The organism is Sphingomonas sp. ABOLH (assembly GCF_003951715.1).
In the GTDB taxonomy this organism is placed as follows: domain Bacteria; phylum Pseudomonadota; class Alphaproteobacteria; order Sphingomonadales; family Sphingomonadaceae; genus Sphingomonas; species Sphingomonas hankookensis_A.
Genome location: NZ_QQWV01000005.1, coordinates 25,272 through 51,592 on the forward strand (window position 1 = coordinate 25,272; position 26,321 = coordinate 51,592).

Annotated in this window: 22 protein-coding genes, 3 pseudogenes and 1 other annotated feature; of the genes and pseudogenes, 16 read left to right on the forward strand and 9 right to left on the reverse strand. The window is 62.4% G+C overall.

The window, feature by feature from the left end; all coding sequences use genetic code 11:
* Positions 1-30: 30 nt before the first annotated feature.
* Positions 31-525 carry a hypothetical protein gene (locus tag CA237_RS03645; protein WP_126012917.1) on the forward strand — a complete coding sequence of 165 codons (495 nt, stop codon included), beginning with the start codon at positions 31-33 and terminating at the stop codon, positions 523-525.
* Here the strand turns inward: CA237_RS03645 and CA237_RS03650 are convergent.
* From CA237_RS03650 to CA237_RS03660, 3 genes are read right to left on the reverse strand one after another with little or no spacing between them, the layout of a single operon-like run.
* Positions 500-1,594, reverse strand: a complete 1,095-nt coding sequence (locus CA237_RS03650; RefSeq protein WP_126012920.1) for an MBL fold metallo-hydrolase — start codon at positions 1,592-1,594, stop codon at positions 500-502. The two genes, CA237_RS03645 and CA237_RS03650, sit on opposite strands and share 26 nt — an antisense overlap.
* Positions 1,591-2,853, reverse strand: coding sequence for a hypothetical protein (locus tag CA237_RS03655; RefSeq protein ID WP_126012923.1), 1,263 nt, complete (start codon positions 2,851-2,853; stop codon positions 1,591-1,593). Before CA237_RS03655 ends, CA237_RS03650 begins: the two co-directional genes overlap by 4 nt.
* On the reverse strand, positions 2,840-4,039 hold the full coding sequence (locus CA237_RS03660) for a caspase family protein (protein WP_164523824.1): 1,200 nt from the start codon (positions 4,037-4,039) through the stop codon (positions 2,840-2,842). The genes CA237_RS03655 and CA237_RS03660 overlap by 14 nt, the downstream gene beginning before the upstream one ends.
* 347 nt (positions 4,040-4,386) lie before the next feature.
* Between CA237_RS03660 and CA237_RS03665 the strand changes: the two genes are divergently transcribed.
* The 7 genes from CA237_RS03665 to CA237_RS03695 all read left to right on the forward strand — a co-directional run bounded on the left by CA237_RS03665 (position 4,387) and on the right by CA237_RS03695 (position 10,232).
* On the forward strand, positions 4,387-4,593 hold the full coding sequence (locus tag CA237_RS03665; RefSeq protein ID WP_126012929.1) for a hypothetical protein: 207 nt from the start codon (positions 4,387-4,389) through the stop codon (positions 4,591-4,593).
* A gap of 22 nt (positions 4,594-4,615) precedes the next feature.
* The gene (locus CA237_RS03670) at positions 4,616-6,343 is read left to right on the forward strand and encodes a hypothetical protein (protein ID WP_126012932.1); all 1,728 of its coding nucleotides are present in this window, start codon (positions 4,616-4,618) and stop codon (positions 6,341-6,343) included.
* Positions 6,344-6,440: 97 nt separating this feature from the next.
* Positions 6,441-6,830 (forward strand): hypothetical protein, encoded by a 390-nt coding sequence (locus CA237_RS03675; protein ID WP_206432944.1) that lies wholly within the window; start codon positions 6,441-6,443, stop codon positions 6,828-6,830.
* A gap of 1 nt (position 6,831) precedes the next feature.
* Complete coding sequence (locus CA237_RS03680; RefSeq protein ID WP_126012935.1) at positions 6,832-7,824, forward strand: caspase family protein; 993 nt, start codon at positions 6,832-6,834, stop codon at positions 7,822-7,824.
* A 10-nt stretch (positions 7,825-7,834) separates the two neighbouring features.
* On the forward strand, positions 7,835-9,007 hold the full coding sequence (locus CA237_RS03685) for a S8 family serine peptidase (protein ID WP_126012938.1): 1,173 nt from the start codon (positions 7,835-7,837) through the stop codon (positions 9,005-9,007).
* Positions 9,008-9,073: 66 nt separating this feature from the next.
* Positions 9,074-10,024 (forward strand): hypothetical protein, encoded by a 951-nt coding sequence (locus tag CA237_RS03690; protein WP_126012941.1) that lies wholly within the window; start codon positions 9,074-9,076, stop codon positions 10,022-10,024.
* Positions 10,017-10,232, forward strand: a complete 216-nt coding sequence (locus tag CA237_RS03695; RefSeq protein ID WP_126012944.1) for a hypothetical protein — start codon at positions 10,017-10,019, stop codon at positions 10,230-10,232. The genes CA237_RS03690 and CA237_RS03695 overlap by 8 nt, the downstream gene beginning before the upstream one ends.
* Positions 10,233-10,364: 132 nt before the next feature.
* On the opposite strand, the gene CA237_RS03700 is transcribed toward CA237_RS03695, so the two are convergent.
* Positions 10,365-11,276 (reverse strand): DNA N-6-adenine-methyltransferase, encoded by a 912-nt coding sequence (locus CA237_RS03700; protein WP_126012947.1) that lies wholly within the window; start codon positions 11,274-11,276, stop codon positions 10,365-10,367.
* 140 nt (positions 11,277-11,416) lie between these two features.
* Between CA237_RS03700 and CA237_RS03705 the strand changes: the two genes are divergently transcribed.
* From CA237_RS03705 to CA237_RS03720, 4 genes and pseudogenes are all read left to right on the forward strand, one after another.
* Positions 11,417-11,629, forward strand: coding sequence for a hypothetical protein (locus CA237_RS03705; RefSeq protein WP_126012950.1), 213 nt, complete (start codon positions 11,417-11,419; stop codon positions 11,627-11,629).
* Between the two features lie 12 nt (positions 11,630-11,641).
* Positions 11,642-12,869, forward strand: a pseudogene (locus CA237_RS03710) (IS3 family transposase).
* Positions 11,922-12,038, forward strand: a sequence feature (AL1L pseudoknot). (Overlaps the previous pseudogene by 117 nt.)
* Positions 12,870-13,149: 280 nt before the next feature.
* Entirely contained in the window at positions 13,150-13,653 is a 504-nt protein-coding gene (locus tag CA237_RS03715) for a hypothetical protein (protein WP_126012953.1), read from the forward strand.
* Positions 13,654-14,180: 527 nt separating this feature from the next.
* Positions 14,181-14,987, forward strand: a pseudogene (locus CA237_RS03720) (hypothetical protein).
* On the opposite strand, the gene CA237_RS03725 reads toward CA237_RS03720, so the two are convergent.
* Positions 14,988-15,742, reverse strand: a protein-coding gene (locus CA237_RS03725) for an IS5 family transposase (protein ID WP_126012956.1) whose coding sequence is annotated in 2 segments (ribosomal slippage) — positions 14,988-15,415 and positions 15,415-15,742 — 756 coding nt in all. Because the reading frame shifts where the segments join, the coding sequence is not laid out codon by codon here.
* 360 nt (positions 15,743-16,102) lie between these two features.
* Here CA237_RS03725 and CA237_RS03730 point away from each other — a divergent pair.
* Together CA237_RS03730 and CA237_RS03735 are read left to right on the forward strand one after the other, a co-directional pair.
* Positions 16,103-16,822 carry a hypothetical protein gene (locus tag CA237_RS03730; RefSeq protein ID WP_126012959.1) on the forward strand — a complete coding sequence of 240 codons (720 nt, stop codon included), beginning with the start codon at positions 16,103-16,105 and terminating at the stop codon, positions 16,820-16,822.
* Positions 16,823-16,833: 11 nt separating this feature from the next.
* Positions 16,834-17,247, forward strand: coding sequence for a hypothetical protein (locus CA237_RS03735; RefSeq protein ID WP_126012962.1), 414 nt, complete (start codon positions 16,834-16,836; stop codon positions 17,245-17,247).
* Positions 17,248-17,587: 340 nt separating this feature from the next.
* Here CA237_RS03735 and CA237_RS03740 read toward each other — a convergent pair.
* The 4 genes and pseudogenes from CA237_RS03740 to CA237_RS03755 form a co-directional block, all read right to left on the reverse strand.
* Positions 17,588-18,720: pseudogene (locus CA237_RS03740) on the reverse strand (IS701 family transposase); the annotation flags it as partial.
* Positions 18,721-18,811: 91 nt separating this feature from the next.
* A complete protein-coding gene (locus CA237_RS03745) occupies positions 18,812-21,031 on the reverse strand; it encodes a peptidase domain-containing ABC transporter (RefSeq protein ID WP_126012965.1) in 2,220 nt (739 codons plus the stop codon).
* A gap of 2 nt (positions 21,032-21,033) precedes the next feature.
* A complete protein-coding gene (locus CA237_RS03750) occupies positions 21,034-22,296 on the reverse strand; it encodes an HlyD family efflux transporter periplasmic adaptor subunit (RefSeq protein ID WP_164523826.1) in 1,263 nt (420 codons plus the stop codon).
* Positions 22,297-24,028: 1,732 nt separating this feature from the next.
* On the reverse strand, positions 24,029-24,319 hold the full coding sequence (locus CA237_RS03755) for a metalloregulator ArsR/SmtB family transcription factor (protein WP_126012971.1): 291 nt from the start codon (positions 24,317-24,319) through the stop codon (positions 24,029-24,031).
* Positions 24,320-24,508: 189 nt separating this feature from the next.
* Here CA237_RS03755 and CA237_RS03760 point away from each other — a divergent pair, with 189 nt between their 5' ends.
* On the forward strand, positions 24,509-25,291 hold the full coding sequence (locus tag CA237_RS03760) for a hypothetical protein (RefSeq protein WP_241215427.1): 783 nt from the start codon (positions 24,509-24,511) through the stop codon (positions 25,289-25,291).
* 112 nt (positions 25,292-25,403) lie between these two features.
* The gene (locus tag CA237_RS03765; RefSeq protein ID WP_241215428.1) at positions 25,404-26,291 is read left to right on the forward strand and encodes a 3'-5' exonuclease; all 888 of its coding nucleotides are present in this window, start codon (positions 25,404-25,406) and stop codon (positions 26,289-26,291) included.
* Positions 26,292-26,321 lie beyond the last annotated feature (30 nt).

Genomic DNA, 26,321 nt, shown 5'->3' on the forward strand with positions numbered 1-26,321 from the left:
GTTGATGGCGAGAGACGAATAGGAAAGCGCATGCGGGTCGGGGTTACCGGACATCAAAAAAGGGCTGGGATCGACTGGGATTGGACCCGGATCGCGATCGGCGACGAGCTCGCCGCCCTTACCCCGCCGATAGAGGGCTGGTCGGCGCTCGCGGTCGGTGCCGACCAGCTCTTCGCGCGCATCGTGCTGGAGCAAGGGGGAGCCATCGTTACGGTCGTCCCGGGCGAATGGTATGAGCAGTGCTTCGAAGGCGTCGGCCTCGCGGCCTACCGCGAGCTGCTGGCCGCGGGTCGCAACGTGACGCTCGACAACCCGAGAGGCGAGGACGCGTTCCTGGCGGCGGGCATCGCGGTCGCGGACGCGAGTGACCTCCTTGTTGCGGTCTGGGACGGCGAGGGCGCGCACGGCCGCGGCGGAACCGCCGACGTCGTCGAGCACGCGCTGCACCGGGGGACGCCGGTGCTGCACATCGACCCCATCCGCCGCGAGGTGCGCAGGCTCAGTGCCGAGGACGCCCGGAGCTGATGCGCACATCGGGCAGGAGGTCGACCACGAGCGAATTTCCTGCGGCGTCGGGGAACACGCACTCGAATGGATGGCGGGCATCGGTCCCGATCCTCGGTTCCCAGACCTTGGTGCGTGGCTGACGGTAGTTGAACAGAAGTCGGACGCCGTCGGACCGGCTGGCGATCATGCGGGCGACCGCGACCTCGTCGGGGTGGTCGAACTTCGTGCCGTCCGTCGATATCAGGAACTCGCGGCAGTCGATGGACGCGAGAAGCTCCCGGGTCACGTTCGCCTGGCTCCCGTGATGCGGCACCTTGAAGAGGTCCAGGGGCAGCGGGTGGCCACCGCCCGCCGCCTGCAAGCTGCGGGTGAGCACGTCGGGATGAGCGTCCGCTCCGAGCAGAACCCTGCGCCCGCCGTATTCCGCGAGGAGCGCGATGCTCGTCCCGTTCGCGACCGCCGTGTCGTTCTTGGTGCGCGTCGCGGCGAGCGCCTCGAGATCCATCCCCAGAGCCTCCAGACCATGCCGCGGCTTGTCGTCGGATCGGCCCTGCCCCGGTATCAGGCCGGCCTTGAGGCACGCCTTCTTCCATTCCGGGATCATCCGCTCGAGCTTACGCCGGTCGGGCGAGAGTACCGTCATGGACAGGCCGCCGGGGAGCGGCGGGAGCCGGCGAGGCGCCCTGTCGTCCTCGACCCGTATCGCCCGACCCCCGGCAATGGCGTTCCAGGGCAGCTGCGCGATCAGCGTGGTCAGGCGCTCACCCTGCGCCGGACCCATGCCCTCCAATCCCTCCTGGAGGTGGCGCCACCCGTTGAACCAGACGTCCGCTATCGCGATGCGGCCGGAAACAGCCTCCAGGAAGTCGAGCATGCCCTCGATGTGGTCGGCATCGACGTGCGTGACGACGAGCAGCTCCAGCTCGACTATTCCCCGCTCGAGCAGCTCGACTGCCAGCGCCTTTCCCGTCGAGGTGTGCCCCGCGTCCACTAGCACATGGGCGAGGGAATCCTCCGAGGGACCGTAGGACAGCAGTAGGCAGTCGCCCTCGCGGGCGGGGAACGCCTCGAGCCTGTAGACTGTCATCGCGCAACGCCTCCGATCGTCAGGGTCGTGAACACTTCCCGCATATCCAGCCGTGCCGCGACGTCGGCGACCATCGGGCGCACCTCGGCCACGACCGGGTCGTCGGCGAAGCGGAGCATCGCCTGCAGGAGCCAGTCGAAGCCGCGGCGGTAGTATGGCAGCCCGCGTCCCAGCGCCGTGCGGAGCGTGGCCAGCGCCTCCGCGGCGTCGGCCTCCGAGCGCGCCTGCATCAGCTGCAGACGGGCGAGCAGGATCGCGCCGTCCGGTATCCAGCCGAACCACCGCGAGAGGTTGCCGATCCAGGGATGCCAGGGCTCATCGACACCCGGGACGGCGGCGCCGAGCAGGGCGTAGCCAGCGGCGCAGGCCCCGAGGGGGCTCGCGCGCTTGCCATGCAGGAGGTCCTCGGCGGTCCTCCCGACCGAGTCCGCCAGGCCATCGTCCACGCGCAGCAGATCAACAGCGGAGAGGACCGAGCCCGAAGACAGATACGCCAGTAGTCCGGCGAAGCCCTCGTCCTCGATGAACACCCGCGTCCGGGCCGATTCTGCATCGCCCACCAGCAGGAGGGCAACGGGACTCTGCCAATCGTGCGCGCGCCAGGGGACCGGCAGGCAGTGGAACCTCGATCCGGTCACCGCATAGGTGCGGCTCCCCGGCTCGCCGATCACGCGCCACCTCAGCTCGTCATCGGGACCGGAGGGCTCGGGGAGGAGCGACGATGGACCGACCGTGCCGGCGAGCTTCCGCATGAGCCGTCCATCGGCGGCGGCAGCGGCCATCGCCCGCCAAAGGACCAGCGGATTCCCGTCGACCGCAGGGGTGGCGACGGTCTCGACGACCATCAGGCCGTCATGGGCCCGGGAGGGTCCGTCCGCGGCGCCCGAGTAGCGGCGGGTCAGCCTGGCGGCCGTGGCACCGGCCGCCCCCGGCGGACCCCGCCGCGGGCGGGTCGGCTTGGGCGGGGGGGCGGGGCTCGTACGGCGGCGGGGAGCCAGCTTGAACCTGACCGCGACGGGGACCCCCTCGGCAAGTTCCACCTCGCGGGTGTCCAGCAGCCCGTCCGGCGTCGCCAGCCGGATCTGCCAGAGTCCGGGCGCGAGGCCATCGACCGACCGCGCTCCGACCGAGGATACGGAAACCTTCCGCGGCGGTGTCCTGCCGCCATCCCCGATCCGCGAAACCTCGGCCACGAGGCCGATCGGCCGGGCGGCGCTCGGATCGCCGACCCTGGCGATCTCGATGCTAAGCGAGGCCATCGCGGGGGAACTCCACTATCCGGAAAGGGGGGCTGAGGGTTGCCGGCGCACTGCTCATGGTCCGCCCATCCGTGAAGCTGACGGACCAGCTGTAGCGGGCGCCGGCCGCCCTGTCGCTCCTGAAGCGGTCGCCGCGCCACGAGCACTCCGGGCTGTCAGCCCATGGGCTCGGCCAGTCGAGCACGGGCGCGCCTTCGGAATGGAGCGCCACTGCGGCGAGATCGTCGGGCGGTGACTCGCCCTCCTCGGTCCATGTCGGGTGAAGATAGAGCGGCACAACCGGGGGCTCCGCGAGACGCTGGAAGTCGAAGGAGGTCTGCTCACCGCTGGTCGGCACCTGGAGGCCCTTGTCGTCCTCGTCCGCGAACTCCTCCGCGAGGCCTGTCAGCGCGCGCTGCAGTCCGGTCGTCTCGACCCACCACTCGCCGCGGTTGTCGTTGGCGCCGAGGCCCCGGAGCCCCTTCAGGAGGTTCTCTGTGAAGAGGCTGGGCCTCCCGGGCCGGCCAAACGCGGGCGCACCTGACGTCGTCGCGAAGTAGACCGACTGCCGGAGCCCCACGGTGAACGGCGTGCGCACCGCCATCACCGGGTCGGGCTGCGCCGCATAGTCCGCCATGAGGTTGGGCGAGTGGACGCGGCACGCATCCACGAAGAAGAGCTGGCGCGTGGCCGCGCACGAACGCATCGCCTCCTTCATCCCCTCGAAAGAAACCGAATGCTCGAAGGGCTGCATGGGCTCCGAGCCGAAGTCGCGCGGCAGCATCGCGAGCTCGAAGCCGCGGCCGACCCCGTGCCCGCAGAAGAAGAACAGGGCCAGGTTGCCGGGATTCGAATCACACCTCACCCGCCAGGCCCGTATCGCCCGCTTCAAGGCCGCCTGATCGGGGAGCTCAACACCCTTGAAGACCGTTCCGTCGGGGCGGACGTAGTCCCGGTCCCCGGTCGCGTCCGAGAGCAGCAGGTCAACCGTCGCGAGCGATGCCGCGGGGTCCGCGTGGCTCGAGACGAGCCAGTCGGCGATGGCGCGCGCGGACGCCGGAGGTGACGACAGCTGGCCCATTCCCTCCGCCAGCCTTGGGTCGGCGGCTTCGGCCCCTCCGAGGAGCCACGGATACCCGCCGACGCCGATCACGACCGCGTGCGTGGCGGGAGTGCCCTCCGCGACGTTCTCGTAGATCAGGGTCAAGCGGCCCCCACCATCCTCCCAGCGGGCATCCACCAGCGGATGCCCCATATTGCGATTCAGAGCATGGAGGGAGTGCGCCGTCAACTTGCGGCGCCACGGGCTCGGCCGGCCCCGTCCGACGCCTTCCGAGGCGTCTCCCGCCGGGAGGAGTCCCCCCATCTGGCGTTTGACAGGAGAGTCTCCGACGCTCTAGGCTGCGGATCGCGGACCAAGAGGGGGAAACGGCGAGCGCCGGACCCATCGCGGGACGCATGCGTTCGGTTAGCCTAGTCGTAGACCACTCGTGAACACATATCAGGATAAGATGCCGCCCGCCGCCTTGGCGAGCGGCCTCGCTCCGAGGAACAATGCCCAAGCCTAAGTTCAAGACCGCGCCCAATGCCTTCGCCGACCTCGACACGGCCGCCTTCACGCGCGCCTACGTGGAGTGGCTGAACCAGGGTGGCCGCGCGCAGGTCGAGGCTGCCATGGAACCCGTGCGCCGCGACGTCCGCGTGCTCACGCGGTCCCTCGAGGTCCGTCCGGAGATGCTCAGCGAAGCCGTGACCTACTGACGCAGTAGACGCCGGGGGGGCGATGGCAGACGACAAGAGCGGCGGGTCACCCGTCGTCCATCCATATAGTCCCGACAAACTCGCAGACCTGCTCGTCGAGGCGAGCGCTCGCTCCGAGGGCGAGCGGGAAAACCGCTTCGTCCGGCGCAAGCATCACTTGTCCTACCTCCAGGAATACCTCCGGACTCTCGCCTGCGCCTCGATAATCGTCGAGCCGGGCTATGTGGACCGCGACTTCCTAGAGGACTTCTCGGCCTATCACGTCCGCAGCTTCCACCCATACGCGAGGCTGTGCACCAGGCTGCACTTCCTCAAGACGCCGCTGACGCAGGACCAGCTGACCAAGGCGATGTTGCGCAAGGAGGGCGCTCCGAACCTGCAGAACTCATACTTGGGCTTTGTGGTCCTCAGGCCGCTGCCCCTCACCGTCATCGGCCGCACCTGCCTGCGGACGTATCCCGCCACCGGGCAGAAGCAGCGCATATTCCCGACGCTCTACCGTCAGGAGATTGACCTCTACGGGATGCGGCTCCACGTCGAGTCCGTGGCCTTCCAAGAGCAGGACCGGGACGTGGCCGCCTGCGCGACGAGCGCCCTCTGGTCGGTGCTCCAGTGCACCGGCCGCAAGTTCCAGCACGCTATACCCTCACCGGTCGCCATCACGGGAACAGCGGCCGCAACGGGCGGCTACGACGAGCGGATGCTGCCAGCCGTAGCCGGCCTCACCATCCGACAGATCGCGGACACCCTTCGCTACGTCGGGCTGGAGCCGCACCTCATACCCCTGGAGAAGCACAAGGAGGAAGGTGGGACGGAGGTCGGGCCATCAGGAATCGAGGGCACCTCTCCGGATGCCGACGAAGTTTCCAGCGGGGCCGCCCCGCGGACGGCCGCTTCCCGGACAGACGCGATCGAGCGGACGAGGCTGGAGTTCAAGGCTGCGGTGGCCGCCTACCTGCGCGCAGGCATCCCGTGCCTCCTGCTGATGCGCGTCACGGAGGCGACGGGCCGTGAGCCGGAACGCGACGTCAACCATGCCGTCGCAGTCACCGGATACCGTCTCGGCCGGGGGCCGGCGACCGGCTACGGCGAGAGCGGCGTGATGCTGGACGCGTCCAGGATCGACAAGATCTTCGTCCACGACGACCAGGTCGGCCCCTTCGCGAAGATGAAGTTCGCCGAGGACGGAACGCTCGACGTCTCGTGGCCGATCGGCGGCGGTCAACTCGGCCAGACGCTGGCGCGGAGCCACACCCTCGTGGTTCCACTTAACCACAAGATTCGTGTCCCGTTCGCGACGGTGCTCAAGCTAACGCTCGAGATAGGCCGCCGGCTGGACGGCGCACTCGAGAGCTTCCCTGGCTCGGGGGAACTCCTCGGGGAGCAGCCGGTTAGCTGGGACATACAGCTCTCGTCGCTCAGGGACCTTCGGAAGGAGATCGCTGAGAGTGATCTCGCGGATGGCGAAAAGAAACGCCTCCTCGAGAGCCGGATGCCGAAGCACCTGTGGCGGATCATCGCGACGATCAAGGACGGCGCCGTGCTCGAGCTCCTGCTCGACGCCACAGACCTCGTCCAAGGCGAGATGCTGGTCGACACGGTGGTTTACGCGTCGCAGGCCGCGATCCTGTTCGGCACCATCTTCTCGAACGCCGACCACCGCTTCGACACCTCACCGGCGCACCGCCGGATACGGCGCGCCTTGGCAGCGCTGGCCCTGCGCGCGCCCGCATCCCCGAGCAAGAGATAGGTCCAAACCGGATCTTCTCCCCGCATTGCGTTTCGCAATCGCGGGCCATAGCCTCGGCGCCGCATCGACTCGGTCGAGCACTGCAATGGGGGTGGGATTGGCGAAAAAGCGCGTATTCATCAGCTTCGACTACGATCACGACTCCTTCCTGAAGGAGGCGATGGTCGGCCAGGCCAAGCTGCCCGACAGCCCGTTCGAGCTCGCAGACTGGTCGATCAAGGAGCACATCGACGGCAACTGGAAAGCCAAGGCGACGACCCGGATCCGGTCGGTCGACATGGTGGCCGTCCTCTGTGGCCTGAACACCGACACGGCGGTCGGCGTCAGCGCCGAGGTCAAGATCGCCCAGGATGAGGGCAAGCCCTACTTCCTGCTGGCCGGCTACAAGGACAAGGTGAACGTGAAGCCCACGGCGGCCAAGGCTTCCGACAAGCTATACAAATGGACCTGGGAGAACCTGAAGAGCCTGATCGAAGGCAACCGCTGAGGTGAAGCGCGCGCTGGTCGTCGGCATCGACGCCTACCCGAACGACCCGCTGACTGGCTGCGTCAACGACGCGGTCGCCATGGGCACGGTGCTGGCGACGGCGGGCAACGGCGATCCCAACTTCTCGGTCAGGTCACTGACCAGCCAGGACCACGAGGTCACCGCCGCGGTCCTAAACGAGGCTGTGGAGGAGCTGTTCGCCGGCGACGCCGAGACGATCGTCCTCTACTTCGCCGGCCACGGCATCATCAACCGCGAGACCAACACCGGGCACATCGTGGCGCAGGACGGCCGCAAGGGGGGCTGGGGGATGTCGCTCACCGACATCCTCGGCCTCGCCAACCGGGCCTACCCGAGGATCAAGTCGAGCGTGATCATTCTCGACAGCTGCCACTCCGGCTTCGCCGGGGAGGTGGCCGCGCTGGCACGGGAGGACGTTTCCGTCATCGGCACCGGCGTCACGATCCTCACCGCGAGCCACCGGGAGGGCACCGCCGCGGACGGGGTGAAGCACGGCCTCTTCACCGAGATCGTCCTCGACGGTCTCCGGGGTGCCGCATCGGACGTGCTGGGCAACATCACGCCCGCCGCGCTCTACTCGCTCGTCGACCAGACGCTGGGGCCATGGGGCGGTCAGCGGCCGATCTACAAGGCGAACGTCCAGACATTCGTGACGCTGCGACAGGTCGAGCCCCGTGTCCCGAAGGAGTTCCTGAGACGGCTGCCCAACCTCTTCCCGGACGAAACCTCGGAATTCCAGCTCGATCCGTCCTACGAACCCGCGCGGGACAACGTCCCGCCCGAAATAAAGGCGATCCCGGTGAACGAGGCGCACGTGGCGATCTTCAAGGGCCTGCAGGCGTGCAATCGCAACGGCCTCGTCGTGCCGGTCGGGACGGAGCACATGTATTACGCCGCGATCGAATCCAGGAGCTGCCGGCTCACGGCGATCGGCGCGCACTATAGGAAACTGGCCGAGGAACGGCGCTTTTAGGGGAACGGCGATGCGGAAATACGTGATCCTGCGGCGTCAGCCGACCACGAGGGGCGGCAACAAGCGCGGGATCGAGACCTTCGGGGTTGGCCATTCGTCAGGCGGCCAGACCAAGCAGTTCGCCTACGAGCGGCTCACCGATAGGGCCGCCGCGTCCATCGCCGCCGAGCCGGAGGTCCAGGCCATCGCACCGGCTATGCCGACGAAGCTCATCAGGCCGCTCAAGGCGGCCGGCTCAGGAGGCCGGGACGTCTGGGGCCTGGACGCCGTCGGCGCGCGCGCGTCCGGCTTCACCGGCAAGGGCGTTACCGTCGCGATCCTGGACACGGGCATCGACGCGACCCACCCCGCCTTCGCCGGCGTCGACATCGAGCAGCGCGACTTCAGCGGCGACGGGGACGGCGACCGCGAAGGCCACGGCACGCATTGCGCCGGCACGATCCTCGGCCGGGACGTTGACGGCACACGGATTGGCGTCGCGTCCGGCGTGGAGCGGGCGCTGATCGGGAAGGTCCTGGGTGACCGGGGGGGCGGCGACTCCGAGATGATCGTGGAGGGCATCCAGTGGGCGCTCTCGCGCGGCGCGAACATCATATCGATGTCGCTGGGGTTCGACTTCCCCGGCATGGTGAAGGACTGGACCGACGACAACTGGCCGGTGGACCTCGCGACCTCGAACGCGCTTGAGGCCTATCGCGTGAACCTGAGGGTGTTCGACGAACTGATGGGCCTCACGAAGGCGCGTGGCGGCCTCGGTGGCGGCGCGCTCATCGTTGCGGCTTCAGGCAACGAGAGCCAGCGCCAGCAGCATCCGGACTGGCGTATTGCCGCGTCGCTCCCCGCAGCAGCCGACGACGTCGTGTCTGTCGCTGCGGTCGGCCGGCACGGCGAGCACCTCGGCGTGGCGGACTTCTCGAACAGTATGGCGCTGATAAGCGGCCCAGGCGTCGACATCCTGTCGGCCAAGGCCGGTGGTGGGCTCGAATCCCTCAGCGGAACGAGCATGGCGTGCCCGCACGTCGCAGGCGTGTCGGCGCTATGGTGGGAAGCCATCAAGCGGGGTGGGCGAATCCCCACCCCGATCAACGTGAAGGCCGAGCTCATCTCGAAGGCGCGACGCGACGTCTTCGGGGACGCGTCCGCGGAGATCGACGTGGGACAGGGGCTGGTTACCGCGCCGTAGCCGGCGCCTTCGCGGCGATCGCGCCACAACCTCCCGAGATCGTGCCAGCTGCCGCCGGCACCGGCGATGCGCGATCGGATGCCCAAATCACGGGGCCACGCTTCGTCGATCGAGATCAACCGGCGCTGGATCGGCCGGCGCCCAGTGCAGGAGCCCGGCACGGTGCAGTCCGATCAATACAAGCGCGAGTTCGCCCAGTTCGTGAAAGACATCCGCAAGGTCCATTCGAACATCGCGAAAGAGGATGAGGCCGCGAGGAGGGCGCGCAAGGCGATGGTGCAGATCTTCGCGACCGGCGCCATCGCAGCCGCCCAGTCCGTCGGGCACGCCGTGGGGCAGGCCAAGGCCATCATCGCAATCGCTCTTGCAGACGAGCCCGACGCACTCGTCGTCGCCGCAGCCGATGGTGTTGATCCAGATACATTGAAACTCGTGAAGCCCCTCATCGAGGGCACTATCACGCGCCAGCTTAACAACATCTACGAGTTTGACGACTGGTTGCAGGGCAGCTGCACGGGCAACGCCTCCAACCGCGACATGGCGCGGGCCGTCTACGCTGGCGACGATCTCGCAAGCGAGCTATCCGACGAGGAGGACGAGGAGCACATCAAACCGCTGATGCCGGCCGAGCACCGCAGGTTGCGCGTCAAGCTCGGGCTGCTGCCGGGCAAGATAGCCGAGGACGAGCTGCCGCGCGCGCCTGTCCATCGAGCTCGCCCGGTACACCGTGCTGCGCGTCGACGAGGTCGCGAAGGTGTCGCGCCGAAAGATCATTGCGCTATGGCCAGACCCCGACCGGCAGATGGGAACGCGCGCGGTGAAGGTCACGCTCACGAAGCGGCTCAAGCCGCGCGTCGTCCGGATTCCGAATGCACTTGTCGAATAAAAGCACCCTTTGGCTTGCATGGCATGTCGGTGCCACGGAACGCCGGGCCGATGTTTCATCCTCGCGCGCGAAATGGCTCGGCTCTAGGTTGGCGGACCAACTGGACACGCTTCGGAGATAGTCGTGGATGATGATTACGTTTCGCCGCTGAAGGTCGAGATCGATGAGAATGGCCGGCGCACGCTGAGTCTGGTGAGGGCACCCGGAGCCTCTGCGCCGCTTGATGGTGATCTGCGGGAGAATGATGATGCAGCGAGCTTCTACCGTGCGGTGGCGGCGCGCCTCGCGCTCTTCGCCGTCACTGGTGTGAAGTTCACATATCAGGACTCCAACTCTTAGCCTCAATACGGTTGCACGATTGGCGATCCAGCCCCGTGCCAATGACCCGCTAGATCCGCATCGCTAGGGGTGGGCTGACCGTCTACAGTTCATGCCCACCCCGTAGTGTCCGTAGTCCGCTAATTCATGTTCTCACATGGGAATCGGCTGGCAGGTTCGGAAGGCCTGGCCGCCCCTCGCCAGCCAGAAGCCGGCTACCAGCTCCGCGAAGCGCATCTTCTGTTCCTCCGTCGCCCCCAATGTCACCATCATGAGCGAGAATGGCGTGGCTTGCGCGTTGCCGGACGAGTCGAGAAATCTGATCCGCCCTTTCAGCAGGAAGATATCTGCGACTGGACTCAGTTCATCATGAAACCACGCCGAATCGGTTCGCACCGGAACGAGGCAGACCACTGTTGCCACATGGCCAGCCACCCACTCCGCGTGGGCGCGCCGCAGCCACTTGAGCAGTTCGCTGAATGGAGGGTTCACGAACGCGAGCCTGCCGGACCACGTGTCCACCAACCCGTCTCCGCCTTCGCTCAATAGGATGCGGCGGCGGGCGACAACCGGGCTGAGGACGTGGCCGCAGGGGTCTATGTCGACCTCACCGAAAGCGGCGTAGACGCTCTCCATGAAGTCACCTGGCGTGAATCGGCTGTCGCGATCCTGCTTGTCGGCCTGTCCCCAATAGGACCGTTCGGGCGCCCTTCGCCTGGCCTGTGGTGCGAGGACGGCGAGCAGCTGAAGCAGGCTGGCGACCGAGCCGCGGCCATTTTCCAGGCTGGAGACAGTCCCGCGCGCCAATCCCGCTAGGGATGCCGTTTTGTCCAACGAGAACGATCTTGCCCGGCGACGCGAACGCAGCTGCTCGGCCAGTGTCGTTCCGGGCCCGAGTCCGGCCAGTCGGAAGTCGAGCGCATCCATCGCGCGGATTAGGTTCTTCACCGACCCGACACCGTTCTCAAGCCTCTTCACGGTTTGCGCATCGACTCCGATCCGGTCCGCCAACGTCGTTTGCGACCAGCCTGCCGATCGCCTGGCCGCCTTCAAATTAATGATCAAAATATGACCTCAGTTGGTATCACTTCTTAAGCGAGAAGTCGGCGCAGTAGCGCGGTGTGTATGTCAAACGCGAGCGCTGCGCTTCTCGCAGACGAAGACTGTCTGGATGGAAGTCCGACGCGCCTCGATTAAGAAGCGATATGGACAGCAAGTATTCCATCCAGGAAAACGACTGGGCCGGCTGGCTCGAGGTGCCGACATCGGCACCGGGGTGGGCTGCCAGCCCGGTGATGATCACCGGCGTCTTTCCGCTGAAGACGGGTCAGGGACGGCTGTCGCTCGACTTCATCCAGCCGCTCTCACCTGGAGGAGGTCTGAACCGCCCCGGGTTTGTCGGAGGCCCCAACTCCTGAGAGGAAGGGGCTATGACGAGCAAGACGACCGACAAGTTTTCGCCTGAGGGTTGTGGGCGGTGCGGATGGTGCTTGACCAGGAGAAGGCTCATTCGTCGCGTTGGGCCCCGGTGGTTTCGATTGCGGTTAAGATCGGATGCGCGGGGCAGACGCTGCACGAGTGGGTGAAGAAGGCCGAGGTCGACAGCGGCATGCGGGCCGGGGTGGCAAGCGATGTTGCCGACCGGATGAAGTCGCTGGAGCGGGAAAACCGCGAGCTGCGCCAGGCTAACAAGATCCTGCGTAAGGTGTCGGCGTATTTTGCGATGGCGGAACTCGACCGACGAGCGAGGTGATGGTGTCTTTCATCGACGCACACCGTGAGGTGTACGGGGTCGAGCCAATCTGCCGGGTTCGTCCGATCGCTCCGTCCACCTATCATGCTCACACAGCCAGGAAGATTGAGCCGACCAGACGGTCGGCTCCGTCTCGGCTCGACGATGCGCTGGGGCCGGAGGGGTGCCGCGTGTTCGAGGAAAACTTCCGCGTCTACGGCGTGCGCAAGGTCTGGCGGCAGCTGCGGCGCGAAGGGTTCGACGTCGCCCGTTGCATTGTTGCCCGACTGATGCGGACGATGGGCCTGGCTGGCGTGATCTGCGGCAAGCCGGTGCGCACCACTGTCAGCGACAAGGCCGCACCGTGTCCGCTCGACCGGGTGAACCGACATCTCCGCGCGCCAGTACCGAACATGCTGTGGGTGTCGGACTTCACCTATGTCGCGACCTAGGCTGGGTTCGCCTACGTGGCGTTCGTCATCGACGCCTACGCCCGCCGAATCGTTGGCTGGCGCGCGAGTCGGAGCGCACACGCTAGCTTCGTCCTGGATGCGCACGAGCAGGCTCTGCACGATCACCGGCCAGTCTATCGTGGCGGCCTAGTTTGCCATAGCGACCGCGGGTCGCAACACGTATCCATCAAATACACCGAGCGCCTGGCAGAAGAGGAGATCGAACCGTCGGTCGGCAGCGGCGGCGACAGCTAGAACAACGCTTTGGCAGAAACCATTAACGGCATCTACAAGGCCGAAGTAATCCATCGCCGTGGGCCGTGGCGCGGCTTCGAGGCGGTCGAGTACGCCATTCTGGAATGGGCAGACTGGTTCAATCATCGCCGGCTGCTCGAGCCTATCGGCAACATACCACCCGCCGAAGCCGAAGAGCAATACTATGCTGCCGCGACCATCGTCGATATGGCGGCGTGACTTACATCCAACGGCGTCCGGCAAACCTGGCGCCGTTCACCCAAGCCAAGCTGATATCCGCAATTCGAGGCCAATATGTTCGTCCAAAAGTGATGCTACGCTGGGTGGGGTGGATACGCACATCAAGCCGTTCGGCTACCTCGAACTAGCAGTCTGCAATGGTCAACACGTCTATCATGATAGCGCGTATAGTAAGTCGCAATCGTAATTTGTAATTTATCTTACAGATTCATGTTCGATAAATTAACATTTAAAATAACATAATGTGAAGAGGTGTTTTATGGGAAACTTAGACCTGGTAAGTCCAACTTTCGATACGCTTAGACAGCCTATACATGAATCATCAGGCTTAACCCCAATGTCTGGAAGTCCATATCTCGTAAATATGGATTGGTTTTGCTCATATTTGGGTTTTAACAATCATAGAAAAGAATTAATAGAGATATTTTTAGGTTATATCGATAATTTGAAAATCTTTGAAATAAAGCCTACCTTCGCGTTGATTGGAGGGAGCTTTGTATCCGATAAATCTGAACCTAAAGACATTGATGGCGTGATTGCTTATACCGGATCTGAAAAATCAGATTTCAAAGGAATAAAGGAAATAGTTAACAGAAAGAACATTTTTTTAGATATAAGATTGGTTCCAGAAGATACAGGTGGAATTTATCTTACGAAAATACTTTGTTATTACCACGAATTATATAGTAGGAATAGGATGAAAGGTAGAACAAGTTGCGTTCTGATTGATATATCTGAATTGTCTTATGCTTCGAACAAATAGATATGATGGAAACTAGTTGATTGGGGTTTGACCCATTGATGTGACCATCGCATTCTGTTTCAGGCTCCGCAAGGAGACGAGAATGAGCGACCTGTTTTGGCTTGCGGATGACCAGATTGGCCGATTCCGGCCGTTCTTTCTGAGGGTTATGGCAAGCGTCCGGTGAATGATCGCAGCGTGGTGAGAGGCATAGTGTTCGTCAACCGCAACTGGCCGCGTCGGTGGGATGCGCACAAGGATCATAGTATGGACAAGAAGCTGTATATCCGATGGAACCGTTATTAGGCCAAGGCAAGCGTGTTCAGGTGGATGCTGGAAAGGCTGGCTGCAGTGGGCGGCGAGCGGAAGACCTTATATGATCGATGTCCACTATCTGAGGCCGCACTGCACACCATGATAGGTGGCTTGGGATCTGGACGGCGGGGATGAGTAGGTTGCGGATCTTGCAGCGACCATGATGGCCGTGAGCAGGAGGCAAGATGAGCAAGCGCCCGCGCCAGTAGCACAGCTCGGCGTTCAAGGCGAAGGTGGCACTAACCGCCGTGCGGGCCGGGAAGACGCTGGCCGAACTGGCACAACAGTATGACGGTCACCCGAACCTCATCAACCAGTGGCGGGTAAGGCTGCTGAAAGGTGCCGCGGACGTGTTTGGGGCAAAGCCCCTGCGGCCGATTCCGCGGTCGAAGTGACGGTGCTGCAAGCCAAGATCGGCGAGTTGCCGCGGGCGAACGATTTTTTGCCGGTGCGCTCGGGAAGGCCGGTCTGTTGCAGAGCGCAGCCGATGATCGACCGTGGTCATGCGCTGCCGTTGGTTGACCAGGCGCGACAGCTCGGCATCAGCCGCGACAGCATCTACTATCTGGCGCACGCCATGCCGGACGCCGACCTGACCGTCATGTCGCGGATTGACGAATCGCACCTGCTCTGCCCGTTCGCGGGCAGCCGGATGCTGCGCGACCAACTCCTGCAGGAAGGGATCAAGGTGGGCCAGTTGCATGCCGCGACGCTGAGAAAGCGGAAGGGACTGGAGGTGCTCTACCGCCGCCCCAACACGTCGAAATCAGCACCGGGCACAAGGTCTACCCGTACCTGCTTGGCAAGGGTCGCTGGCGCGACAACGTGTTCAATGAGCACCTCTGGCGCTCGGTGAAATAGGAGGAGGTCTACCTCAACGCTTACGCATCGGTGCCCTACGCCCCGCGAGCGTCAGCCGTCATCTGGCGTTCTATTACGCCGTCAGGCGCTACTCCGCGCTTGGCGGACGCACGCCCGACCGGATATACTTCGCAGAGCCGCTTCTCCCAGCGACAGGATCTAGGGTCAGGACTCGTTGATCACAGCCAGAAGATGACGGTGGCGGCGAGAGCGATGGCCGAGAAGAAGGCGGTGGGGCAGCGATCGTAGCGGGTGGCGACGCGGCGCCAGTCTTTCAGACGGCCGAACATCATCTCGATGCGGCTGCGTCGTCGGTAGCGCTTGTCGTATCTGATTGGCTCATTGCGGGATTTTCGGCCTCGGATACAGGCCTGGATGCCTTTGGCATGCAGGGCGTCCCTGAACCAGTCTGCATCATAGCCGCGGTCACCAAGCAGCCACTGTGCTTTTGGCAGATCATCGAGCAGCGCTGCCGCGCCAGTGTAGTCGCTGACCTGGCCTGCTGTCATGAAGAAGCTCAGCGGGCGTCCGTTCGCGTCGGCGACCGCATGGAGCTTGGTGTTCATGCCGCCTTTCGTTCGCCCAATCAGGCAGCCGAGATTCCCATTTTAACCCGCAGGCTGGATGCCGTGCGGTGCACTTTCAGGTAAGTCGCGTCGATCATAACCGTCTTCGGCTCGGCGTCCGCCGCTGCCAAGCCCTCCATCATCCGCGTGAACACGCCTGCCTCACCCCAGCGCTTCCAACGGTTATACAACGTCTTGTACGGGCCGTAGTCCTTGGGTGCATCTCGCCAGCGCAGCCCGTTGCGATTGACGAACACGATACCGCTCAGCACCCGACGATCGTCCACGCGCGGCTTACCATGGCTCTTGGGAAAGAACGGCCGAAGCCGTTCCATCTGATCGTCCGTCAGCCAAAACAGGTCGCTCATTCCAGTCTCCTCTCGGAGCCTGAATCAGATCGCGCGCCTCACATCAATGGGTCCTGACCCTAATAGCGGCAATCCACTTATCCAAGCCGCGAGCTTGTGCAGGCAAACCGAGCCACCTTTCTCCATCTGTTCCTCGGTCAGCGAAAACAGGTGGCTTATCTCAGTCACCTCACGGAGCCCGAACCAGATTGCCCACCTCAATTGGACCGGCTCTGTCCCTGACGGGACACCCCAAAAAATAACAGCATGAACATTGCTTTATAACTGGCAAAAATTCTAAATTCCGCCAAAATGCCAACTTACTGTAACATTTCGCGTGCTAGAAACTGACTTAACCTTGACCAGCAATAGAGGCTCTTGATGCGACAGCTTACCGAGATCGAAATCGAGTTCGTTTCTGGAGGAACATATATCCCGGGCTATGGCTGGGTAATTGATGGTTCCGGCAGCGGGGGTGGTTCTGGCGGCAGCGGTTCTGGCTATCCTGGTATGGGTGGATCCGGTGGTTGGGGCGGTTCCGGGGGCTCTGGCGGCAGTCAGGATCATGCAGGCCAGTCGGCGCCAACGGATGATTGCGCTGCAAGCAATGTTAACAAGGACATCGTCGACAAATCAGAAAGTTATAAATATGAATATAACGGATTTGTCTATCGCGATCAGGATGGAGTCATACGCTCGTCGCAAGTTCTGACAAGTCGCCAGCCTACTACCGTAAGTGGCTTTACCTATGCTGATTATGGTGTGCCACCGGGGGCAGTTATTCTTGGTTCTGTCCACAATCATCCGACGCATACGTTGCAGAATCCCAATGACCCGAATAGCGCAGCTTATCCGGTTCCGGAATGGTCCCACGACGCCCAATCACAGCCTTCATGGCATGATATGCAAAATATGAAGAACGAAGCTGAGAGACAGAGAGATGCTGGGATTCAAGGTTGGCAAAATTATACAACATATATTTCATTTAATGGAGCGGTGAAAGAATTTAAGTATTCAGATCAGGACTGGTCGAAGCACCCTGCCGAAAATCCCGGCCAAGCTACATATGCAAAAGAATCTAATTATACACCCTGTAATTGAATGAGTGTTGTATGATTGAGAAATTTGTATCTCTTGCTCTTGCTGTCTCGCAAGTTGGAAGTGGGCATCAGGATGCATTGATGCCGCCGGAAATTTTCGAACCTCCTGAAGCTCAAGGTATTTCTGCGAAGTATGTGGTAAACTGCGGCAGTAGTCACATATTGATTGATTACGCTTCTTCGAAAACCTATTTTCGTTTGAAAAAAATGAACATAGGGAATAGGAAGGTAAGTAATCTAGAGATAGCGCAGCTCAACAGCTGGCTATCTGATCTTCGCGGCAGCTCTTTTGTAAGAGTCTTTTGTGGGGCGGATGGTGCTGATTTCGTATTCAAAGAGCTATTCACTCGGGATAGCAATCCATTTAGGTCGGTCGAAGTGATATACAAGAATGGGAAATTTTCTCTTCTCAAGTCAGCAAAATAGTTAAATTAGATATGACTGGCATGGTCGGCAAAAGTAAGCCTCAACTAGAATTTTACTTTATCATAAAGTATTATTTTAGCAAAGCAGTCCAATGGATATAACGTAGACGAGCCTGAAATTCATCTGTTGGCATTGCAGTTGCGTTCTTGATTAAAAAAGATGCTCGCGTCGAGCGGCGGTTTGATGTTCGCGTCGCCAGCATGGCCAAGCGATAACGTGACGAGGCTCGATGCGCCGCTGTGCGAGCCTGATGACGATACGGCGGAGTTCCTGGGCGCACCGGCGGATCAGCTCCGTGGTCCCGTCCAGGCTCTTTTTTTGGGGGGGCATGGATGGCCGCCAGTATCGCGAAGGCCAGCATGACGAGCGAGGCGTGCCGGTGCTGGCCATGCCAGGAGCGGGTCTCATGTGGGTCGAGGCCGAGTTCGTTCTTAGCGGTCGCGAAGCTGTCGTCGATGGCCCACCGATGCCCTTCCACTACAACAAGGGTTTCAATGGTCGTGTCGGCGGGCACCTGGTGGTGAATAAGGCAAGGTCATCACCGGCGACGTGGCGGCGGATCAACAGGCCTTTCGTCCATGTCCCGACTGCGCCATCGACATGTTCGTCGGCTTCGAGGTCGGCGAGTTCGAAATAGGCCCTGAGTCATGGAGGCGTTCGCCCTCGGTGCCTGACCCGCCGACAGATGCTACCAAGCAACAGATTAAGGTCGTTTACGATCTGCGCGGCGATGCCCGCGACGACCGGCTTGTCGCCCCCCGAGCCGAAGCGATGGTCGTCCTTCACGGCCAGCACATAACCCCTTCGATAGGCTCAGGACACGCTTGCCGGCACGGCGCAGCACCTGCTTGATGTCGCCGACGCCGTAGACCGCATCCGCCACGACCAGGCAAACGGCACATCGGCCGCGATCACGCGTTCGATCATCTTCACCGCCAACGCCGGCTTGGTTGAAAGCGCCGTACCCTCCGGCACACGCGCGGCCACCAAGCGTACCGGATCAGCGGCTCAGGTCTTGGGCAGATAGAGCGCACAGCCAACGAAAGCGTGGCCCTTGGCCTAAACATAAGTGGCGAACACGCCGACCTGGCAGCTGATCACCTAGCCGGCCGATCCGGCATATTGGCGCCCCGCGCCGCATGACGCCTTGCCCTGCTTCAAAAACCCGGTGTCGTCGACGACGAGCACCGCATCATTAGCGCCTAGGTGCTCAAGCGCATAGCCGCGCGCGATGTCGCGCAAGGCATCCGCATTCGACTGCCCGCGTCCCAGGATTGCCTGCTGCCGCCATGGTCCTGCATCGCCGGCGGCCTCGGCGCGCATACACCCCGTCTTGCAGCGCCCGTCGCTCAGCAGGCCATCCAGAAAACTGTTCGCTGACACCGCGACACGCGCCTGGCCTAATATGGGCTGCGTCTTCGCCCTTACCTCGCGCAGCGATGATGCCCACAACTCCAGCGTCGCCTCGATCATTGCTCCCGTCACCACGACCTACCCGTTATGATGACCCTTTAATTTAAAACACAATTAAAACGCAGATGTAACGCAAAACACTAGGCGCTGCTTAAGTCTGCTGGCTCGGAGGTTGCGGGACGCTCAGCTGAATCGTTGTGGCCGGAGCCTCATTGTCGCCCCCTGCCGGCGGGGCGGCATTAACCACGAGCGGCTGCCGCTCCATCTCGCGCACCTGCCCTCCGGCTACGATCATGACCCGCGATGCCGCATGGACGGCCAAAGGCCGGTGCGCGCTTAATACTCGTGTAGCGTCCATCTCACGCACTGTGCCGATCACTGCGGCTTCGGTCGCAGGATCGAGGTTGGCGGTGCCCTCGTCCATGAACAACGCGACTGGATCGCAGTAGAGCGCGCGCGCCAGCATGATTCGCTGCCGCTGACCACCTGATAGGGTCGATCCCATGTCCCCGACGAGCGACTCGAACTCGAGTGGCATTCGTCTTATCTCATCGATGATGGCTGCCCTTCTGCAACACTCCTCCACCTTCGTCATGTCTATCTCGGGATCAAAGAACGACACGTTCTCGGCCAAGGATCCGGCGAAGAGTTGATCCTCCTGCATCACCGAGCCCATGCGCGCTCTCCAAGTCCGATTACCTAACTTGCCTAAGGGCTTGCCGTCGATGAGGACCATGCCTGAAGTGGGTTCGAGCAGCCCCATCATGATCTTCATCAATGTGGTCTTGCCGCCTCCCGACGGGCCGACGAGTGCGATCATTTCGCCCCGAGCGACGTGGAGATTAACGCCCTTCAGAATGTCTGCGTCCCCATGACCATAGCGGAAGCTGACGTTGCGCAGCTCGATCTCACCATGGATCGGCGTCTCAAGCATGCCGGATGCCGTCGTTGGCTCCGGTTTAGAGAGGGCTATGTCGGCGATCCGCCCGAGGTGCACGTCGAGCAGGCGGTACAACAGACCCTGCTCGACCAAGCGGTTCGCCGCATCGAGGAACTGGGACTTGTATGCTTGGAAGGCGAAGATCATGCCGACGCTGAAGCCGCCCGATATGGCCATGCTGACGGCCACGTAGACGAACACGACACGCTCAATGGCCAGTACGCCGCTTGATGCGGCGGTGAACAGGGCGGTGACGCGGCCTAAGCGCATCTGCGCGTTGATGGCTGCGGCCTTAAGCGACTGCCAAATTCGCTGTCGGTTCGTCTCCTGTCCAAAGGCCTTAAGTGTTGCCGCGCCCCTGACCGATTCGATGAAGGCTGTGTTCTCCCGCGCATTTGCGGCTATCGAGTCCGCATTGACGCGCTTCATTGCGCCGAAGGACGCCAGCTTAAGGAGCACGAAGGCGATCCAGGCTCCGACCGCTATAGCAGCCAGCTTGGGCGAGTAGACGAACATGAGGCCAAGCGTGATGAATGCCATCGCGCCGTCGATCACCGCAGAAACCATTCCCTCGCTGACGAAGCTCGAAATTGGTTGGGTCGAGCCAAAGCGCGAGATCACGTCACCTACGTGCCTCTTCTCGAACCATGCCAGTGGCAGGCTGAGCAGGTGGCGGTAAAGATTGTCGATGATTTGGAAGGAGAAGGCGTTGGTCATGTTCAGGAGGGCCACCGATCGGAGCCAGCTTGTCAGCAGGTTAATCGCGGCGAGCCCGCCGAAGCCGATCGCCAGCATTTTCAGCAGCTGCTCGTCAGATGCGGGGAGGACGTTGTCGATCGCGAGCTGAAGGTAGAAGGGCGATGCGAGCGCGATGAGCTGAAGTATGCCGGAAAGGAGAAGCACGCCCGCCAGCGTGCCGCCTATACCGGTCACGCTAGACCAGAGTTGACTGATCCTCAGCGCTGGCCGTTCCCTTTGAGGGCGGAAGGTCGTGGCCTTCGATACTTCGAGAAAGACTCCGGTAAAATGACGGGAGAAATCAACCTCTCCGTAGCTTATCGCCCCGCGTGCCGGATCGTGGACGTGAAATCTGGCCCCTCGAATGCCGTTCGTTACGCGCGTAAGGACCACGAAATGGCTGAGGTTCCAGTGCAAGATGGCGGGCAGGCGGATTTCACGCAGATCGGACAGTTCACCGCGAAGCGCCCGGCACGAGAGGCCCACGTATTCAGCGATGCGGATGAGCGACTTAAGCGTCGCGCCCCTCATGCTAACGCCAAAGTGGCGGCGTAGCATCGGCAGGTCGGTCCGGAAGCCGTGATGCCCAGCGATCATCGCGACGCAGGCAAGACCGCACTCACTTGCCTCCGCCTGTCGGATCAGCGGCGTACGGCGTGCACCTCCGAAATCCAAAAGATCGACTACGCTCACGATCAGCGATCCCTACGCATGACGGCCCTGATTGGCTCCAAGAGCCAGTCGAGAAAGCTGCGGCGTTCGAGGACGATGTTAGCGGACAGCGTCATGCCGGGCTGGAGAGGCACCTGCTCGCCGAAGGCGGTTACTGTCTGGCTGTCCGGTCGCACCCTTACTCGATAGACAGCCTCTTCGGTGCGTAACGGTGCCGCGATCTCGCGCGGATCGAGAGCGATCCTCGATATCTCGCTTATCGTGCCGCGCTGACTGCCGAAGCGCTCGAACGGGAATGCGTCGTAAAGGAGTCGGACCTCTTGTCCCGATCGGACGAGTCCGATAGCGCGGCTTGGCGCATAGAGATCAACGTGAACCACCGCATCCTCTGGCATCAGCGTCATCAAAGGCACGCTTCCGTCAACGACCTTGCCTATCGCGGTTTGGATCGCAGTGACAATGCCGTCGTTCGCGGCCGTGAGGACGTAAGTCCGTCCGCCGCGCAGCTGCGAGCTTTGCAGACGAAGACCCTCGACCGTCGATCGCGCGCTGGCGATCTGGCCTTCCATCTCCGCTCGCAGCTGGCGCATCTGCTTGTTCGCGCGGAGTGCTTCCGCGGCCAATGAAGTGTTTTGCTGCAATAGCCGGCTGAGTGCCTGTCGCGCCGAGATAAGCTCGATGCGGCGGCGATCAATTTCCACCTGAGGGACGAAGCCTCGTTCGGCGATGGGTGAGATGCGTTTGATCGCCACCTCGAGTGATTGGACGAGTTCGCGCTGGAGTGCGATCTGTTTGGCGAGATCAATCTGCTGTCTAGTGCTGCCGTCGACAACGGCTTGGAGCGTAGCGCGTTCGCCCGACGCCCTCGTCCGAGCGATGCTCATCTGGCTCAGAGCCAACTCATGCTGCGCAGCGAGGGCGGTCAGCCCTTCTTCGGAAACCGTCGAGCCCTGCGCATATTCTTGCTCTAGCTGGACAACGGCGAGCGTCTGCCCCTTTGTAACCCGCTGACCGTCCCTCACCTCGAGCGCCCGGACGATGCCGGGACGGAGAGCGACGACCTTGGCCGATGGCGCATCGGTCTCGACGATCCCCTTGGCCGCTTCGATGCGAGAGTACCGACCAAGACCGATCCAGGCGGCCGACGAAACGACGAGCACGGCTAAGAGTATGATGACCAGATGCGCTTTCAGCGGCCGGGTCAGCAGCACTTCGCCTTGAAGGCGGGTCCTGCGAGCTTCCATCACCTCATTGCGGAACAGATCAGATGCCGCGGCGTCGTTCATCGGGCTGGCGCCTTTGTAATTCTTGAAAGGCTGGATACTTGGTTGACGCTCCATGATAGCGTAGCCTGAACCGCGACCATGAGCTTGCGTGCCAAGTCGGTTCGTCGGACGAACCTTCGGCGCCAATCGGCCGGATCGCAAAGCCGTTCCTCTAGGTCGCCATCATCGACCGCGGACGGGTATCGGAGCGTCTTAGCATACGCAGCGCTCACGACGACGCGCAAGCCACACACGCTCAGCATCTCTCTGTCTCCTTGGAAAATGAAGAGGTCGAGTAGCATATGCTATGCGAGATCGAAAAATCGGGTTCCGAAAGCGGTTCTGCGACGAATGGCAAGCAGTTGACGCCAGTAAGTCCGGTTAACATCGGAGCACCCAATGCGCCGTAAAGACAGGAGCGATCTTCGCAGCCTTCCCCTTTCAGCCAGAATGGTGAGCAGGCGTTTTCGCCTATTCAAGAGCGTTTTGGCCGGGAGAATAATTTGAATAATTCATTGACCATTTGGGGGCTGCCTCCTCGGACTCGTGCAACAAGACGGGTTATCAATTGAGAATTAGCAAACCCAAATATCACATTCCCCAATTGATGTAGCTTCGGCTGTCTAGCCAAGTCAATCTTCGTCCAAGGCGATGTTAATAAGTCGCTGTCGTTGGCGTCGTGATGATGGTATTATCGTTCAATTTTGCAATGCTTTCCAGTGTAATGTGAAGTCCTAGTTTAACTACCAATTCGTTACTTAACTCGACCACAAGCGCCCCGGCGAGACGGGTGATGATGTTCTCTTTGGGGGGGCATTGATGGAAAGGCTCAGCCCGCCAACCATGTCACTTCCGCATTTTGAAGACAGCTTTCCCATAACATGTTCTCAAAGCCTTTCCTCAAAATGGGCGCGAAGCGTCTCCGCTTCATAGGAAAGTTGAGTCCGTTTGCACAGCTGGTCGTGTCCTCCACAGGCACGATGCCCGTCGGAATGCACGAGGCCGGTGCCAACCGTCAGCAGTGATGCTGACCCCAGTACCGTTGCAAGAGAATGACGGTGCCGCTTCTCACCATGGCGCATTACACTTCGTCCCCTCTTGGCGATACGCACTAGGCGGCGGTTCACATGCCTTTGGCGTTCCCATCCGACGTACAGCGCGTGGCCGATCCGTCGAACAGCACATAGCCTTCGGACAATCAACCGTGTGGTGATCCGACGGTACGCACGAGCGCATCGTGTGCCTGCCGCGCCGTAGCCGGCGAACAAGGCTGACCTCGTCGGTAGATGCCGTCTGCCTCTCGGGGAGCGACTCCTACCACCCGCAAACGCGGCCCCTTCGGCGCACCTGGCTGGACCATCGCCATCCCGGGCCTGGGTCGGCGTGCAGCGGAATGTCTCGCCGACGGCGACCCCCTGTGCTGCCCCGAGCAGGGCAAGCATCATCACCGAGGCGGCAAAGGGATGGCAATCTTTCACACCTCTTCTGTCCGTGCCGGACGCATGTTCGTGAGCCCATGCTCGGGCAATACGTGTCCGTCGAATTCCTATTCGACGGCGCGAATGACGAAAACGTTGAGGTCGGTGTTCGGTCCCGATTTCGCGAGGTGAGATCGGACGAGGGCGTCGTTGACCTTGTTAACGGTCACGATCCATCTCATGTCGTTGTCCATGCCCTCACATCGCCGACGAAGATAATTCACGCGAAGAGGCCCCTTCAGCGAGACATCCGCATCGCGTCGACGGTGACAATCTCACCTCCGAGAAGCCTTTCCGCGTTCACATGCATGGGTGAGGAACGAACTCAAGTCCTCGGCCGGCGCCGTCTCCGCCTTGTAGACCACGCTTCGGCCGATTTTCTCTGACGATACGAGCCCTGCGCGCTCGAGAATCGCAAGGTGCGCGCTCATGGTGTTGGGCGCCGTGCCGATGGCGGTCGCGATGTCGCTGGATGCCATACCCTCAGGAAGCGCCTCGACAAGCGCACGGAAAGCCGCAAAGCGGCTCGCCTGCGCCAAGGCGCTCATGATCTGGAAGGCACGCATATTTTCCACTCCTACCGTTCTATGCTGGCTTCGCCTCGCAGCAAAGACTCCCGGCAAATATCGTTGATACACCGCTAACGCTACAATAATTCGCGAAGTATTGCATTATTCCGTATCGGCCCTATTTTGGGTTGGTCGGCGCTCGTCGCCAGTGCCGACGTAACCCTGTCGGCGACGATGGAGTGACACATGGACGCGATTGTCGCCGAGCTAACTGACGCCAGCTGGAACCAGGGTAGCCGGCCGTCGAACAACGATGCCGAAGAGCCTGCACACGTTGGCGCGCTGTTCCCCGATCCCCTCGACGAGGACGGCGCGGCGGACGAGATAGTTATCACCACGCGCCGAGCGATTGGACGCGTGGCCTTGGTGGCGACGGAGACCGCCACCCGTTTTCAGCGCGAGGCGGTAGAGCACGATCCGATGACCTGGATGTTCGCGCCCCGCGCGGTGTTCGATGGCGCGGCGGCGGTCGACGCTTGCCTCAACCGTGACGCCTGCATGCGCGGCATCCTGCTTCACGGCCTCGGCCTGGGCATGGATGCGGATCGCTCGTCGATGGACGCGCTGCTCGCCAATGACGACGACGACGGGTTCAATGAGCACGATTTTCCCCGTCTTTACGCCAACAGTTTCTCTGGGCGCGGCAAGCCGATCCGGGGGCGGTCCACCCGGGCGGCGCGGGTGCGCCTCTATACCGCTACCATCGTTGACACTCGCGACAACCGGATGACGCAGGTCTTCCACGCCAGCCTCGCTCGCGACGCCACCGAGGTCCGGACCCGCCTCGCGGGACGGTTTGGTCCCGATGTCGCCGAGCTGGCCGACATCCGCCAAGGGATACACGTCGCCTCGCCGCCGGTGATCGCGCTTGTGCCGGCGCCCGTCATTGAGCTCATCCGGCAGATGGAGCGCGACTGCGCCAAGCCGAGCGCCCGGACCTTCGCGGTGGACATTGAGATGGGCATCTAGGCGTGACCGGTCGATGGTGACCGAGTGACCACACCTCTCAGGGTGGACTGAAGCGCCTCCGCTCTGATGGCGCCCCCACCCTGTGCCGGCGGGCGTCTCTTTGGAGTTACATATGGACATGATGGTAGAGGCCGGTCGCGGGAGCGCGACCGGCGCCGGGGACGTGCGCGTCCTGTATCCGCTCCGGCTGCACGAGGGGTCGACCGGCGACGGTGCCGGCCGCGGCCCGCACATCGGTGTGGCGATCGACGTCGAGACCACGGGTCTCGACGTGAATACCGGCAAGGTGATCGAACTCGCCATCCGGCGGTTTCGCTACGATGCCAAGGGCGTCATCACCGACATCGACGAGGCGTTCGAGTGGCGCGAGGATCCGGGCGAGCCGCTTCAGCCGGACATTTCCGCACTCACCGGGCTGACGGACGCCGACTTGGCCGGTCGCGAGATCGACGATGACGATGCGACCCGGCTGCTTCGATCGGCTAGCTTCGTCGTCGCCCACAATTCGTCGTTCGACCGTGCTTGGGTCGAACGTCGGCTGCCCGGTGCCGCGGGCCTGAACTGGTGCTGCTCGATGCGGCAGGTGGACTGGCGCAAGCGCGGCTTCGACGGCCGCGTCTTGGGATATCTCCTGCTTCAGCGCGGCTACTATCACTGTGGACATCGCGCGTCGGCGGACGTGGACGCGCTCATTCAGATGCTGCGTCACGAGGACGCCGCCGGGCAGACCGCCCTGTCCGAGATGATCAAGACTGGCTCGAAGCCGACGTGGATCGTGCGGGCGCGCGGCGCGCATTTTGATCTCAAGGACCAGTTGCGAGCCCGCGGCTACCGGTGGGACGCTGCTGACGACCGTAAGGTCTGGTGGCGTGAAGTCGCAGATGACCAGCTCGTTCAGGAGCAGTTCTGGCTTGCGGCCAACGTCTACGCCGCGGAAGCCCGCCCGCAGAAGATCTGTCCGGAGGTGGTGCGCGTGACCCCGCGCACGCGCTTCCTCTGACCGCCGACGCGGTCGTCATCCCGAAGGAGA

Bases quoted from the DNA above. Each gene is read 5' to 3' on its own strand.
- CA237_RS03665 (WP_126012929.1), top strand. From the start codon at position 4,387: ATGCCCAAGCCTAAGTTCAAGACCGCGCCCAATGCCTTCGCCGACCTC.
- CA237_RS03685 (WP_126012938.1), top strand. From the start codon at position 7,835: ATGCGGAAATACGTGATCCTGCGGCGTCAGCCGACCACGAGGGGCGGC.
- CA237_RS03735 (WP_126012962.1), top strand. From the start codon at position 16,834: ATGATTGAGAAATTTGTATCTCTTGCTCTTGCTGTCTCGCAAGTTGGA.
- CA237_RS03765 (WP_241215428.1), top strand. From the start codon at position 25,404: ATGGACATGATGGTAGAGGCCGGTCGCGGGAGCGCGACCGGCGCCGGG.
- CA237_RS03715 (WP_126012953.1), top strand. From the start codon at position 13,150: ATGGGAAACTTAGACCTGGTAAGTCCAACTTTCGATACGCTTAGACAG.
- CA237_RS03670 (WP_126012932.1), top strand. From the start codon at position 4,616: ATGGCAGACGACAAGAGCGGCGGGTCACCCGTCGTCCATCCATATAGT.
- CA237_RS03760 (WP_241215427.1), top strand. From the start codon at position 24,509: ATGGACGCGATTGTCGCCGAGCTAACTGACGCCAGCTGGAACCAGGGT.
- CA237_RS03645 (WP_126012917.1), top strand. From the start codon at position 31: ATGCGGGTCGGGGTTACCGGACATCAAAAAAGGGCTGGGATCGACTGG.
- CA237_RS03690 (WP_126012941.1), top strand. From the start codon at position 9,074: ATGCGCGATCGGATGCCCAAATCACGGGGCCACGCTTCGTCGATCGAG.
- CA237_RS03750 (WP_164523826.1), bottom strand. From the start codon at position 22,296: ATGAACGACGCCGCGGCATCTGATCTGTTCCGCAATGAGGTGATGGAA.
- CA237_RS03705 (WP_126012950.1), top strand. From the start codon at position 11,417: ATGGACAGCAAGTATTCCATCCAGGAAAACGACTGGGCCGGCTGGCTC.
- CA237_RS03755 (WP_126012971.1), bottom strand. From the start codon at position 24,319: ATGCGTGCCTTCCAGATCATGAGCGCCTTGGCGCAGGCGAGCCGCTTT.
- CA237_RS03730 (WP_126012959.1), top strand. From the start codon at position 16,103: ATGCGACAGCTTACCGAGATCGAAATCGAGTTCGTTTCTGGAGGAACA.
- CA237_RS03655 (WP_126012923.1), bottom strand. From the start codon at position 2,853: ATGGCCTCGCTTAGCATCGAGATCGCCAGGGTCGGCGATCCGAGCGCC.
- CA237_RS03650 (WP_126012920.1), bottom strand. From the start codon at position 1,594: ATGACAGTCTACAGGCTCGAGGCGTTCCCCGCCCGCGAGGGCGACTGC.